The sequence below is a fragment of the Kiloniella litopenaei genome, from assembly GCF_000982415.1.
Classification (GTDB): Bacteria; Pseudomonadota; Alphaproteobacteria; order Kiloniellales; family Kiloniellaceae; genus Kiloniella; species Kiloniella litopenaei.
In genome coordinates this window covers 1-12,786 of sequence record NZ_LANI01000031.1, presented here as the reverse complement: position 1 = coordinate 12,786, position 12,786 = coordinate 1, and the positions used below count along the sequence as shown (strand labels likewise).

Here is a 12,786-nt window from a genome sequence, read left to right as displayed (position 1 = left end):
TCATGAAAGTAGTTATATGTGGTGCTGGTCAGGTGGGATTTAATATTGCCCGCTATCTTGCAAGTGAGAATGCCGATATCACTGTTATTGACCGTGATCCTGGTCTGGTAAATAAAATCACAGATTCACTGGACGTTAAGGGTGTTGTTGGTTTTGCCTCGCACCCAAATGTTCTCGAAAAAGCCGGCGCATCCGAAGCAGATATGATTATTGCTGTTACGCATGCCGACGAAGTCAACATGGTTGCATGTCAGATCTGTCATTCGATGTTTGATGTGCCAACCAAGATCGCGCGTATTCGTGAGCAAAATTATCTGGACCCGATGTGGTCAGATCTTTTTACGCGTGATCATATGCCTATTGATGTGATCATTTCACCCGAAATTGAAGTTGCTGCCGCTATTGAAAAACGTCTTCAAATTCCGGGAGCGTTTGATGTTTATCCTCTGGCCGACGGTAAAGTGAGTCTGATTGGCGTACACTGTACAGAAAATACGCCGATAGTTCATACACCTCTGCGCCAATTGACAGAGCTTTTTCCAACCTTGAATGTTGTGGTTGTCGGGATTTTTCGACAGGGTAAAGGCTTTGTTCCAACACCTGATGACGAACTCCGGCCTGACGATGATGTGTATCTTGTCCTGGATCATGACCATTTGAGCAGGGCGATGGATGCCTTTGGGCACTCTGAATCCGAAGCTAGAAGAGTCGTTATTATTGGCGGTGGTAATATTGGGCTTTACCTTGCAAAGTCTGTAGAAGAAAACCACCCGCAAGTTAAACTTAAGCTTATCGAACTTGATAAAAAACGGGCGGAATTTGTTGCTAAATCATTGAAACGAACTGTGGTAATTCATGGTGATTCTCTTGATGCAGAGATTTTGAACGAAGCGAATATATCAACCACAGAAACAATTGTGGCCGTAACCAATGATGATGAGGTGAATATACTTACCTCTTTACTGGCAAAACGGCACGGTTGTAAGCGCGCCGTTACCTTGATCAATACAACATCCTATGCGCCGCTTATCAGTACCCTGGGTATTGATACTGTTGTTAATCCTCGTAGCATCACGGTGTCTAATATCTTGCAACATGTTAGAAGGGGCCGTATCCGTTCCGTACACACAATTGCAGATGGTCTCGGTGAAGTTATTGAAGCTGAGGCACTTGAGACATCAAGCCTTGTCGGAGTGCCTATTCGCGAAGCAAAGCTTCCGCCCGGTGTTATTGTCGGGGCGATTGTCAGGGATGGTGAGGTTATTATTCCAAGAGGGGGAACTATCGTCAGATCCCATGATCTTGTTGTGATTTTCTCAGCTGCGGAAGCCGTGAAAAAGATCGAAAAGCTGTTTGCTGTTAAGCTAGAGTTTTTCTAGGGGGCTTCCCTCCTGAATTATATTACTTGATTTGAGATATTGAAAACATATGACATCTTCTCTGCCCAAAGCCATCGTATTTGATTGGGATAATACACTTATTGATAGCTGGATTTCGATCCATCATGCCTTGTCCGTAACGTTTGAGGAAATGGGCATGATTCCCTGGACCCTTGAAGAAGCGAAAGACAGGGTGCGTGCATCGGCGCGGGAGAGTTTTCCAAAAATTTTCGGTGATAAAACGGAAGCTGCAACCAGGGTTTTTTATGATACCTATGAGGCACGTCATCTTGATGTTTTAACTCCTTTGCCCCATGCAAAAGAACTTCTGGAGTTCTTGGTCTCTAAAGGGATTTATCTTTCCATTGTAAGCAATAAAAAAGGATATATCCTTCGCAAGGAAGTATCAAAGCTGGGGTGGGATATTTTTTTCCAGAACATAATCGGTGCAAATGATGCTGAAAAAGACAAGCCTGATCCTATGGTTATGGATTTGGCTTTAATGGATAGCGGTATTATTTCTGATAAACATGTGTGGTTTGTCGGAGATACGGATATTGATCTTCAATGTGCTCATAATAGTACCTGCTATCCGGTGTTAATTCGTCCAGAACCCCCTAAGAATGATGAATTTATCGACTGTAAACCTGCGCTGCATTTTAGATCTTGCAGCGAAATGCAAACCTTTTTGTCGTCAAAAAGATGACAGATTTTTAAGTCCTTTGTTGAAGGGGGGTTGTATTTCCTCAGCATAGTGATAAAGAATCTCAATTGTCCGATTTTTGGACATAACCCCAAAAGCTAACGATACCAACCAATAAAAACACGCAATAAAAACTAATAAGGGGATTAAACGCGATGGCCGCGGAAAAATCACAGAATGTACAGGATGTATTCCTGAATACGATTCGCAAAAACAAAGTCCCGGTAACGGTCTTTCTGGTAAATGGTGTAAAGCTACAAGGCATTATCTCTTGGTTTGATAATTTCTCTGTATTGCTTCGCCGTGATGCACATGCACAACTCGTATACAAACACGCAATTTCTACAATTATGCCTGCGACGCCAGTTCAGTTGTTTGATCCAGGTAAAGATGACGAAGGCGGAGCAGCATAATAACCTTGACGGGTTTTGCTGATTTATATGGGCTCAAAAATTATTGATGATGGCGTGGACCGTAAAAAGCAGGTCCGCGCCATTGTACTTCACCCGGAATTGAAAAAAGGTTCTCAGTCAACGCGTTCTTCCGAAGCTCGGTTGGAAGAAGCGTATGGCTTGGCTTTGGCCATTGATCTGGAAATTATTCGCCACGAAGTGATTACAGTGGCGCGACCAAAGCCATCTACTTTGTTTGGTTCGGGTATTATCGACAAGTATCACGACTACATACACGAAAATGAAGTTGAGGTTGTGATTGTCGATACTGCTTTGACGCCTGTGCAACAGCGTAACCTAGAAAAGGGTTGGGAAGCTAAAGTTATTGACCGTACAGGACTTATCCTTGAGATTTTTGGTGAACGCGCGCGCACCAAAGAAGGAAAATTACAAGTTGATCTTGCGCAGCTAAGTTACCAGCGTTCTAGATTGGTACGGTCATGGACGCACCTTGAGCGTCAACGTGGTGGTGCAGGGTTCATGGGTGGCCCAGGTGAGCGGCAGATTGAGATTGACCGGCGCTTGATTGATGAAAAGATCGTTCGTCTGAAAAGCGACCTCGAAATGGTCAAAAAAACGCGTGAGCTTCATCGCTCAGCACGTCGTAAAGTACCATTTCCAATCGTTTCTTTGGTTGGATATACGAATGCGGGAAAATCAACACTTTTCAATCGGCTAACTGAATCAAAAGTTTTTGCCGAAGATCTGTTGTTCGCAACTTTGGATCCGACCATGCGGCGGGTTAATTTGCCATCCGGGCGTGAGATCATCCTATCAGATACTGTTGGGTTTATTTCTGAATTGCCGACAGATCTGATTGCGTCTTTCCGTGCAACGCTAGAAGAGGTGCGAGAGGCAAACGTCCTGGTTCACGTCAGAGATGTTTCGCATGAGGATACCGAAGCTCAAAAAGATGATGTGAAGGCTGTTTTGAATGATCTGGAACTGGACCCGGATATTCAAAAAAATATGATCGAAGTCTGGAATAAATCTGATTTACTTTCTGATGAAATAAAATCTTCTTTGGAAATACAATCGGGTCATCAGGATACAACGCTTCTTTGTTCTGCAATTACCGGGGAAGGATGTTCCGAGTTCCTTCATATGGTGGAACAGCTTCTTGACGCCCAAAACCTTGTCTATGAATTTGAAATTCCCTATGAAAATGGTGCTGCATTGTCTTGGTTGCACGACAATGCCAAAGTTCTTGAACAGGACCACCATGAAGAGGGGGTTTGGGTTTCTCTTTCTATTCTTCAAGCCGATGCTGATAAATTCATAAGCAAGTTTGCCATAAATCCACTGGAAGAAGAGCCGGAAGTATAAAATTATCCCAATTATTTTTCTCCACTGGTTGACATCCTAGTACCTGCAATCTATATGGCTTTTAGCACTCAATTGGTGAGAGTGCTAACAATAGGAAAATCTCTCACCTTTAGTGCCCGATATTTTTTGTATTAATATACTCTGATGGAGTTGATCTATGAGCTTCAAACCTCTTCACGATCGTGTTGTTATTGAGCCGCTTGACCAGGAAGAAAAAACTGCTGGTGGTATCATCATTCCCGACACTGCCAAAGAAAAACCAATGCAGGGTAAAGTTACTGCCGTAGGTAGTGGCGCTCGTTCCGATGATGGCAAAGTTGTTCCTCTCGATGTTAAAGAAGGCGACACTGTTCTTTATGGCAAGTGGTCCGGCACCGAAGTGAAGCTTGACGGCAAAACTCTGCTGATCATGCGTGAGTCCGACATTATGGGCATTCTTCAATAATATTAGCTTTAAACAAGCTTCAATATTACTGGTCCCTGAATTAAAGGAAATTATGAATTATGGCTGCTAAAGACGTAAAATTTGGTACTGACGCTCGCGATAAAATGCTGCGTGGCGTAGATGTACTTGCAAATGCTGTAAAAGTTACTCTCGGCCCAAAAGGTCGTAACGTTGTTCTGGACAAATCTTTTGGTGCGCCACGCATCACTAAAGATGGTGTTTCTGTTGCGAAAGAAATCGAACTTTCTGATAAGTTTGAAAACATGGGCGCACAGATGGTTCGCGAAGTTGCTTCCAAAACCAACGATGTAGCTGGTGATGGTACAACAACTGCGACTGTTCTGACACAGGGGCTAGTTCGTGAAGGCGCAAAAGCTGTTGCTGCTGGTATGAACCCAATGGACGTTAAGCGTGGTATGGATCTGGCTGTTTCAACAGCTGTTGAAGCTCTTAAAGCTTCTGCGAAACAGATCTCTACAACTGAAGAAGTTGCTCAGGTTGGTACAATCTCTGCTAACGGCGAAGCTGAAATCGGCAACATGATTGCTGAAGCTATGGAGCGTGTTGGTAAAGAAGGCGTTATCACTGTTGAAGAAGCCAAGTCACTTGCAACTGAACTCGACGTTGTTGAGGGTATGCAGTTTGACCGCGGTTACCTTTCTCCATACTTCGTAACAAACGCAGAGAAAATGGTTGCTGATCTGGAAGCTCCATACATTCTTCTTCACGAAGCTAAACTGACTAACCTTCAGCCAATGCTTCCACTTCTCGAAGCTGCTGTTCAGTCCGGTCGTCCGCTTCTGATCATTGCTGAAGATGTTGAAGGCGAAGCGCTTGCAACTCTCGTTGTGAACAAACTTCGCGGTGGTCTGAAAATCGCTGCTGTTAAAGCTCCTGGTTTCGGTGATCGTCGTAAAGCTATGCTGGAAGACATTGCTATCCTTACTGGTGGTACTGTTGTTTCTGAAGATCTTGGCATCAAGCTTGAGAACGTTACTCTTGACATGCTCGGTACTGCTAAGCGCGTTAACATCTCTAAAGAAGAGACTGTTGTTGTTGACGGTGCTGGTGACCGCGATCAGATCGAAGGTCGTTGCGCTCAGATCCGTGCTCAGGCTGAAGAAACTTCTTCTGACTACGATCGTGAAAAACTTCAAGAGCGTCTCGCCAAGCTTGCTGGCGGTGTAGCTGTTCTGCGCGTTGGTGGTGCTACTGAAGTAGAAGTTAAAGAGCGTAAAGATCGCGTTGAAGATGCTATGAACGCTACTCGCGCTGCTGTTGAAGAAGGTATCGTATCCGGTGGTGGTACTGCACTTCTTTCTGCTGTTGCTGCTCTTAAAGATCTTGAAGGTGAAAACAACGACCAGAACGTTGGTATCAACGTTGTTCGTCGTGCACTTGAAGCTCCGATCCGTCAGATCGCTGAAAACGCTGGTTACGAAGGTTCCATCGTTGTCGGTAAAATCACAGAGAAAAACGAAGCTGGCTTTGGTTTCGATGCACAGACTGGTGAATACAAAGATCTCTTTGCTGCTGGTATCATCGATCCGGTTAAAGTTGTTCGTACAGCTCTTCAGGATGCCGGTTCTGTTTCAGGTCTGATGATTACAACAGAAGCTATGGTTGCTGATCAGCCAGAAGACAAATCAGCTGCTCCTGCAATGCCTGACATGGGCGGCATGGGTGGTATGGGCGGCATGGGTGGCATGGGCTTCTAAGCCAGCCAAACATCCGTTTGCTATCAAGAAAGGGAGCCGTTTGGCTCCCTTTTTTTTATGCTCAAGTTGTCCCGTCTTAAAATAATTTTGAAAATAGAAAGTTTGTTGGGGCATTGAATTATTTAATGTGACTTCCGGTACCGTCGCCTTTTGATTTCCACTTTCGGGCGCGATTTATTGCCATTTTTTCGTTAATTTCCTTGTTCATGTCCAACCCGTATTGATCCAGTAGGCGGTATAGTAAGATAACGACGTCTGCAGTCTCTTTCCCTATTTCCTTGATATTATTTTCTGCAATAGCTTCTGATAGTTCTGTTGTTTCTAACATCGCTCTTTTAAGGAGATCGTTAGCATTCTTAACGGGGCCAAAGGTTTTTTCAGCCCAATCACAGATAGTTGTTTGTGTTTCCATAAGAAATCTCAGTTTTTCATAAACGGAATAATGGCTTTAAAGGAAAGATAGAAAAATCTCTATCGCTCTATTTTCAAAGAAGGGATAAGGCATTAGAGTTAACGCATTATATAAAAAATTACTTGGAAGAAATATATGGGTGATCTCAAAAATTTTATCAATGCTTTACCAAAAGCCGAGCTGCATCTTCACCTCGAAGGTTCGTTGGAGCCTGAAATGATGATGAAATTGGCAACAAGGAATAATATTAAACTGCCCTATCAGTCCGTTGATGAAATAAAAGATGCTTATAATTTTTCTAACTTACAAGATTTTCTGGATATCTATTATCAGGGAATGAATGTTCTTCAAATGGAACAGGATTTTTATGACCTAACCTTTGCTTATTTGGAAAAGATCGCCAAAGAAGGTGTCGTTCACGTTGAGGTTTTTTATGACCCTCAAGGTCATACAAGCCGTGGTGTCGCATTTTCTACTGTGACAAATGGTATTTTACGTGCCCTGGATGATGGTCAGGAAAAGTTGGGTGTTAGCTCTGAACTTATTATGTCTTTCCTGCGTCATTTGAGCGAAGAAGAAGCTTTCGCAACACTTGAAGAAGCTAAACCATGGTTTGATGGGCGCATTATTGGGGTTGGCCTTGATTCCAGTGAAATGGGGCATCCTCCCTCAAAGTTTGAGCGGGTTTTTAATGCGGCTCGTGATTTAGATCTCAAATTGGTGGCTCATGCAGGGGAAGAGGGACCTGCTGAATATGTTCGCGAGGCTATTGAGCTTTTAATGATTGATCGCCTAGATCACGGTAACCGAACAATAGAGGATGCTGATTTAACTCAGGAATTGGCAAAATCTGGGATTGCTTTTACAGTATGTCCGCTTTCAAATCTTAAACTTTGTGGTGTGACCGATATGAAAGAGCACCCGCTTAGGAAAATGATGGCGGCTGGTTTGAAAGTCACGGTCAATTCTGATGATCCTGCTTATTTTGGCGGTTATATGACGGCGAACTTTATGTCAGTTACTGAAGCCTTGGAATTGAGCAAAGATGATATCGCGGTGTTATGTCGTAACTCTATCGAAGGATCGTTTCTAACGGATGAAGAAAAAACACGGCATCTGGACCGTATTGATATTATTGTCTCAAGCTATCAATAATATGCGTTATTTCTTTTAGAACCAGTCTGTTAGGCGCGTAATGTTTTCAAATTTAGACAAAGTGGCAGTGCTTCTTAATGAAGTTGCTGAACAGACAATTCTTCCAAGGTTTCAGAATTTATCCGAAGGTGACGTTTCGTATAAAGAAGGTGGAGAAACGGTTACAATTGCGGATACTGAAACCGAAGAACTAATTGAAAAGCGTCTCGTTAATTTATTTCCTGGCAGCCAGGTAATAGGCGAGGAAAAAGTCGCACGCAGCCCAGGTTTGTTACAAAAGTTGGATGAGCGTGAGCTAACATGGGTTATAGACCCCATCGACGGTACAAATAATTTTGCACGTGGTCGGGGTATTTTTAAAACGATGTTGGCTTTACTTTATCAAGGGAAGACGGTAGCTGGTTGGATATTTGGTCCGGTTCATAAAGATATGCTCGAAGCCCGAAGCGGCGAGGGTGCTTTTTTGAATGGTAAAAAGTTGAATATAACCGGTGCTATTAATTCCTTGGATCAGAGTGTAGGAACGCTTCATGGTTCAGAAGATCAGGACCCGGTTATAAGAAAATCATTAGAAAAAAATAGATCAAAGCTTAATACAGTAAAAACACTGCGCTGCGCCGGGGCTGATTATGAACGCTTGGCAACAGCTAAAACCCAATTTGCTCTTTTTACCCGACTAATGCCCTGGGATCATCTGCCGGGTGAGATCATTCATCGTGAAGCGGGTGGGTATGGGGCCTGTCTTGATCGTACAGCCTATAATTATAGTGCCTACAATAAACAGGGATTGTTACTGGCATCAAATGAAGAGCTGTGGAATGAAATTCATCACAGATTGATCAGGCCTTAATCGCGATTTTTAGCTATAATCCATAAGCACACTTCGTCCTGAAGCGAAACGTTTTAACACTAGAAGGTGGTAATACTCTCTTGTCTTAATGATAAGAGGTTAAAATGATTACGTGTATTATTACCTACCAAATTGATCCGTACAAAAAAGATCTATTTGATACTTATGCCCAAAACTGGGGACAGGTTATTCCAGAATGCGGAGCTGACCTTGTTGGCTATTTTTCTCCACATGAAGGTTCTACAACAACGGCCTATGGAATCTATAATATTGAGAGTATGGCCGCGTATGAAACATATCGTGCGAGATTAATGGCTCACCCGCTTGGAAAAGAAAATTATGAGTTTGCTCAAAAGGAGAAATTTATCCTTAAAGAAGATCGTCTTTTCTTAAAAAATGCTTCTTTGCCACATGCTGATTTTGTTGCGTCATGATTGCTGTGATTTTTGAAGTGATCCCTGCGAAAGGGCAAAAAGATTATTACCTCTCTTTGGCAGCAGATTTGAAAGAAAAGCTAAGTGAAATTGATGGATTTATTTCAATTGAACGTTTCCAGTCTTTGGTGGATGAGGACAAAATACTTTCACTATCATTCTGGCAAAATGAGTCAGCGATTAAGCAGTGGCGTAATTTATCAGATCATCGTCAAACCCAAATGAAAGGGAGAGCAGGTGTTTTTTCTGACTACAGGTTAAGAGTCGCTTCTGTTATTCGGGATTATGGTATGAACGAGAGGGATCAGGCTCCCCGTGATTCAAGAACGCTGTTTTCATAATTGAGTAGCATTTATATTAAAGCCGGGTGTGAAATCCGGCTTTTCTTTGACATGGTTGGATTTTATTGGAATTGTGTAGTTCCATTCGTAATAAGATTCCAAAAAATATGATAGCTGAAATTCTTGGGATTATCTCTCCCGTCTTAATTTGTATTGCGATAGGTTTTATCTGGGCAAAAGCCGGGCGTAAATTTGATACGCCTATGGTGACTTTCCTCGTGACCTATTTCAGCACCCCTGCGTTAGTGTTTTATACATTAGCGACTGTTGACCTTTCTATGGATGCCCTTCTTGCGATTGGGGGGGCTGCAACCCTGGCTAATATTGTTTTTGCCGTCGCAGGTAGTATTTTTCTGGCGCTTATGGGCCTCTCACAACGTACTTATTTGCAATCACTAACATGGCCGAACGTTGGTAATATTGGCTTGCCACTTTGTTTGTTGGCTTTTGGCGAAGAGGGGCTTGCATTAGCGATTGGGTTCTTTGCGGTTTATGTTGTTATACAGCTGACCATTGGTGTTGCTTTTGTATCTGGTGAATTCTCTGCTAAATCGCTTGTCGGGATGCCGATCATTCCCGCTACAATTATTGCGACAATTGTATTGGTTGCGGATCTTGGCGTCCCTGAATGGATTTTAAATACGACAAAACTTATCGGGGATTTAACCATTCCTTTGATGCTCATTACTTTGGGTGTCTCTTTGGCGAGCTTGAAGGTTGTTAATCTCGGCAGAAGTTTTGCCCTGGCAATTTTTAGGCTGGGGGGCGGTTTTCTTGTTGGTTTGAGCATAGTCTGGCTATTGGGTTTGGAAGGAACCGCAGCGGGGGTGGTTATTTTACAGTGCGCATTGCCTGTTGCTGTTTTTTGCTATCTCTTTTCCCAGCTATATGAAAGAGAACCAGAAGAAGTTGCCAGTTTGGTTGTTATCTCTACAACCCTATCTATTATTTCGCTACCGATTTTAATGTGGTTTGTCTTACTTGTCTGATACATCAAAAAATAACAAGGCATTGTTCAAAGCTCTAAAATGCCCGATCAGTAAAGGTGTTTTGGGCTGGTGGAGCGATTATTACTTATTTAAGGGAACTTTACCCTCTATGAAGGATTTGGATGTTTTTAAGTTCCCCAAATCTCTCTCATCTTTAGCCATGTTTGTATATGATCCTCAAAAAGGTGATTATGTTTGTCGTCTTGCTGGTGAGATGGTTAACATCTCACATCCCACTCATTTAAAAAATTCTATGCTATCAGAGGTTTACGAGAAAGATCTGGCTTGTAAGATACGAAATCATTGGGATCAGGCATTCAAAATTCAAAGAGCTTTATGTGTAACTGCGCACTTAGAACATCCTATAGAAGAGTTATATTCTTGGCGGTTTATCTTGCCGTTATACGACGAAGCTAAAAGCGGTAAGGTTATTCTAAGTTTATCTGTATATGACTATGATGCCGCTTATTATCATGATAGGTACAATAACAAGAAATACCAGATACATGAATTATCGATGGATGATATAGAAAGACAGGGCGCTTGATTAAAGTATATTTTAAGAATTGATCAATTTGGTGAATTCTAAACTTTCTTACTTTCTATCCATATGTTTTCCATATATTCCAGTGATGTTTCGTTAATATCTAAGCCACGACTTTTAATTGTTTTCTCTACATAACGAAATCGATTTTCAAATTTTTGGTTGGTCCGTCTAAGGGCTTGTTCTGGGTCTATTTCCAAATGTCTTGCCAGGTTGACAACAGAAAAAAGTACATCTCCAAGTTCGTCTTCTGCTCGGTCAATGTCGGTTATCTCTTTTGAAGATAAAACGTCTTTCAATTCTTCGATTTCTTCATGTATTTTTTCAATAACCGGATTGATATCCGGCCAATCAAATCCGACTTTTGCGGCTCTTTTTTGAAGCTTTATAGCACGTGTTGCTGCGGGTAATCCGTGGGTAATGCCATCTAGAACGCTTGTTTCTTTTTTACCCTGCTTTTTTTCTCGTTCTTTTGTTTTCAAATCCTCCCAGGCCAGTTTTTGTTCTTCGATATCATTGTGGTTTATATCGCCATAAACATGAGGATGACGACTGATCATTTTTTCGGTTATTGCTTGGGCGACATCTTCAAAATCAAAAAGGTTTTCATCTTTTGCAATTTGGGAATGATAGACGACCTGTAATAAAAGGTCCCCAAGCTCGTCTTTTAGCGAAGCGTGATCATTTCTCTCAATTGCATCAGCTACTTCATAGGCTTCTTCAATTGTATAGGGAGCTATTGAACGAAAGTTTTGCTCGATATCCCAAGGGCACCCGCCGTCAGGGTCTCGCAAGTCACGCATTAGGTCGATAAGACGACTAATACCATTTTTCTTGGTATCCGGAATTTTTTTACTCATTTCGCACCTGGGATTTTGAAGGATAGGAGTTAATTTAAATCCCTAAAAACGATTGAGCAAAAAAATAATTACATTGAAAAAATTAATAGTCTCTATTCAGAAACCATTCCACTTCCGAAGTTAATTTCAGTATTTACGTCAAATTTACAGTAAAAATAAATAATATAATTTACGGCTTTTTAATACTAAGAATATATTTTTCAAAAATCGCTCTTTAATTGAAGTATTGGGAAAATTTTATCTTTTTCTTGTTTTGGCGGCGTTTGATGTCCTGCCTTTTGATAATGGAACCAACCATATGCTGAATAAGTTATCTCTGAGTGCAAAATTAACGCTATATAGCGCATTGATTGTCGTTTTTTGCTTGGTCGTTAGTATTTTTTTCATGGCTAGAACAACGGAAAATACAGTTCGGAACCTGACACTTGATCAAGCAAGAGCAATCGGTCAAATGGAAGCAAAAGAAGTACAGCGGCAACTGGATATTGGTATGACAGTTGCGCATACACTAACCCAGAGCTTTATTAGTTTAAGGGAAAAAGGAATAACGGATCGAGCTGCCTATGACGAAGTTTTAAGGCAAACGTTGTCTACGAACCCTGTACTGGCCGGTGCCTGGGCGGGATATGAGAAAAATGCACTGGATGGCAAGGACAGTGACTATGTTACGGGTGATAACCCCAGTGGACGATATCTGACATACTATTATAATTTTGGTAAGGGTGTTTTACCTTCTATTATTACAGCTTATGACGAAGACCAAACCAGCCCGGAAACAGACTGGTATTATCTTCCCAAACGAACGAAGCAACCGGTTATCGTTGATCCCATTGGTTATGATATCGAAGGTAATATCGTAACCTTGACGTCATTTGTTTATCCGATACTGGATAATAATAACAATTTTTTAGGTGTTGTTGGCGTCGACATGAATTTGAACGACATGGCGGCTTCTTTTAACAAATTGACACCTTTTGAAACAGGCACGGTTAATCTTGTTTCTAACAATGGCCAGTGGGTGGCTCATAGTGACCCTGAGTTACTCGGAAAACCACTTGTTGATGATGAAAACAAAAATGAAGTACTGGAAAAAGCCGTTGGTCTTGTTGAAAAAGGAGAAGCGTTTGAACAGGGTGACGGCGATATTTATCGTCTTTTTGTCCCGGTACAAATCAGGG

The 12,786-nt window shown here is 41.9% G+C and carries 15 protein-coding genes; 13 read left to right on the top strand and 2 right to left on the bottom strand.

The genetic code is table 11. From position 1 onward, the window contains the following. Nucleotides 1-2 precede the first annotated feature (2 nt). The 6 genes from trkA to groL all read left to right on the top strand — a co-directional run bounded on the left by trkA (nt 3) and on the right by groL (nt 6,023). Nucleotides 3-1,379, top strand: coding sequence for a Trk system potassium transporter TrkA (trkA, locus tag WH95_RS17975; protein WP_046509760.1), 1,377 nt, complete (start codon nt 3-5; stop codon nt 1,377-1,379). A gap of 49 nt (nt 1,380-1,428) precedes the next feature. Beyond that, complete coding sequence (locus tag WH95_RS17970; RefSeq protein ID WP_046509759.1) at nt 1,429-2,085, top strand: HAD family hydrolase; 657 nt, start codon at nt 1,429-1,431, stop codon at nt 2,083-2,085. Nucleotides 2,086-2,237: 152 nt separating this feature from the next. Further along, nucleotides 2,238-2,495, top strand: coding sequence for an RNA chaperone Hfq (gene hfq, locus WH95_RS17965; RefSeq protein ID WP_046509758.1), 258 nt, complete (start codon nt 2,238-2,240; stop codon nt 2,493-2,495). 27 nt (nt 2,496-2,522) lie between these two features. Beyond that, a complete protein-coding gene (hflX, locus tag WH95_RS17960; RefSeq protein WP_046509757.1) occupies nt 2,523-3,860 on the top strand; it encodes a GTPase HflX in 1,338 nt (445 codons plus the stop codon). 157 nt (nt 3,861-4,017) lie between these two features. Further along, a complete protein-coding gene (gene groES / locus WH95_RS17955) occupies nt 4,018-4,305 on the top strand; it encodes a co-chaperone GroES (RefSeq protein ID WP_046509756.1) in 288 nt (95 codons plus the stop codon). Between the two features lie 59 nt (nt 4,306-4,364). Continuing rightward, on the top strand, nt 4,365-6,023 hold the full coding sequence (groL, locus tag WH95_RS17950) for a chaperonin GroEL (protein WP_046509755.1): 1,659 nt from the start codon (nt 4,365-4,367) through the stop codon (nt 6,021-6,023). A gap of 118 nt (nt 6,024-6,141) precedes the next feature. Here groL and WH95_RS17945 read toward each other — a convergent pair whose 3' ends face one another. Continuing rightward, nucleotides 6,142-6,435 (bottom strand): dATP/dGTP pyrophosphohydrolase domain-containing protein, encoded by a 294-nt coding sequence (locus tag WH95_RS17945; RefSeq protein WP_046509754.1) that lies wholly within the window; start codon nt 6,433-6,435, stop codon nt 6,142-6,144. A 135-nt stretch (nt 6,436-6,570) separates the two neighbouring features. Here WH95_RS17945 and WH95_RS17940 point away from each other — a divergent pair, with 135 nt between their 5' ends. From WH95_RS17940 to WH95_RS17915, 6 genes are all read left to right on the top strand, one after another. Further along, entirely contained in the window at nt 6,571-7,590 is a 1,020-nt protein-coding gene (locus WH95_RS17940; protein WP_046509753.1) for an adenosine deaminase, read from the top strand. A gap of 40 nt (nt 7,591-7,630) precedes the next feature. Then, a complete protein-coding gene (locus WH95_RS17935; RefSeq protein WP_046509752.1) occupies nt 7,631-8,440 on the top strand; it encodes an inositol monophosphatase family protein in 810 nt (269 codons plus the stop codon). 104 nt (nt 8,441-8,544) lie between these two features. Next, nucleotides 8,545-8,874 carry an NIPSNAP family protein gene (locus WH95_RS17930; protein WP_046509751.1) on the top strand — a complete coding sequence of 110 codons (330 nt, stop codon included), beginning with the start codon at nt 8,545-8,547 and terminating at the stop codon, nt 8,872-8,874. Then, entirely contained in the window at nt 8,871-9,215 is a 345-nt protein-coding gene (locus WH95_RS17925) for an antibiotic biosynthesis monooxygenase family protein (protein ID WP_046509750.1), read from the top strand. Before WH95_RS17930 ends, WH95_RS17925 begins: the two co-directional genes overlap by 4 nt. 107 nt (nt 9,216-9,322) lie before the next feature. Continuing rightward, complete coding sequence (locus WH95_RS17920) at nt 9,323-10,204, top strand: AEC family transporter (protein WP_046509749.1); 882 nt, start codon at nt 9,323-9,325, stop codon at nt 10,202-10,204. Beyond that, complete coding sequence (locus WH95_RS17915; protein ID WP_157846004.1) at nt 10,197-10,751, top strand: hypothetical protein; 555 nt, start codon at nt 10,197-10,199, stop codon at nt 10,749-10,751. The genes WH95_RS17920 and WH95_RS17915 overlap by 8 nt, the downstream gene beginning before the upstream one ends. A 38-nt stretch (nt 10,752-10,789) precedes the next feature. On the opposite strand, the gene mazG is transcribed toward WH95_RS17915, so the two are convergent. Then, the gene (gene mazG / locus WH95_RS17910) at nt 10,790-11,608 is read right to left on the bottom strand and encodes a nucleoside triphosphate pyrophosphohydrolase (RefSeq protein ID WP_046509747.1); all 819 of its coding nucleotides are present in this window, start codon (nt 11,606-11,608) and stop codon (nt 10,790-10,792) included. A 385-nt stretch (nt 11,609-11,993) separates the two neighbouring features. Between mazG and WH95_RS17905 the strand changes: the two genes are divergently transcribed. Beyond that, the coding region (locus WH95_RS17905; RefSeq protein ID WP_204247835.1) for a PDC sensor domain-containing protein at nt 11,994-12,786 on the top strand (793 nt) is incomplete at its 3' end.

Bases quoted from the DNA above. Each gene is read 5' to 3' on its own strand.
- trkA (WP_046509760.1), top strand. From the start codon at position 3: ATGAAAGTAGTTATATGTGGTGCTGGTCAGGTGGGATTTAATATTGCC.
- WH95_RS17970 (WP_046509759.1), top strand. From the start codon at position 1,429: ATGACATCTTCTCTGCCCAAAGCCATCGTATTTGATTGGGATAATACA.
- hfq (WP_046509758.1), top strand. From the start codon at position 2,238: ATGGCCGCGGAAAAATCACAGAATGTACAGGATGTATTCCTGAATACG.
- hflX (WP_046509757.1), top strand. From the start codon at position 2,523: ATGGGCTCAAAAATTATTGATGATGGCGTGGACCGTAAAAAGCAGGTC.
- groES (WP_046509756.1), top strand. From the start codon at position 4,018: ATGAGCTTCAAACCTCTTCACGATCGTGTTGTTATTGAGCCGCTTGAC.
- groL (WP_046509755.1), top strand. From the start codon at position 4,365: ATGGCTGCTAAAGACGTAAAATTTGGTACTGACGCTCGCGATAAAATG.
- WH95_RS17945 (WP_046509754.1), bottom strand. From the start codon at position 6,435: ATGGAAACACAAACAACTATCTGTGATTGGGCTGAAAAAACCTTTGGC.
- WH95_RS17940 (WP_046509753.1), top strand. From the start codon at position 6,571: ATGGGTGATCTCAAAAATTTTATCAATGCTTTACCAAAAGCCGAGCTG.
- WH95_RS17935 (WP_046509752.1), top strand. From the start codon at position 7,631: ATGTTTTCAAATTTAGACAAAGTGGCAGTGCTTCTTAATGAAGTTGCT.
- WH95_RS17930 (WP_046509751.1), top strand. From the start codon at position 8,545: ATGATTACGTGTATTATTACCTACCAAATTGATCCGTACAAAAAAGAT.
- WH95_RS17925 (WP_046509750.1), top strand. From the start codon at position 8,871: ATGATTGCTGTGATTTTTGAAGTGATCCCTGCGAAAGGGCAAAAAGAT.
- WH95_RS17920 (WP_046509749.1), top strand. From the start codon at position 9,323: ATGATAGCTGAAATTCTTGGGATTATCTCTCCCGTCTTAATTTGTATT.
- mazG (WP_046509747.1), bottom strand. From the start codon at position 11,608: ATGAGTAAAAAAATTCCGGATACCAAGAAAAATGGTATTAGTCGTCTT.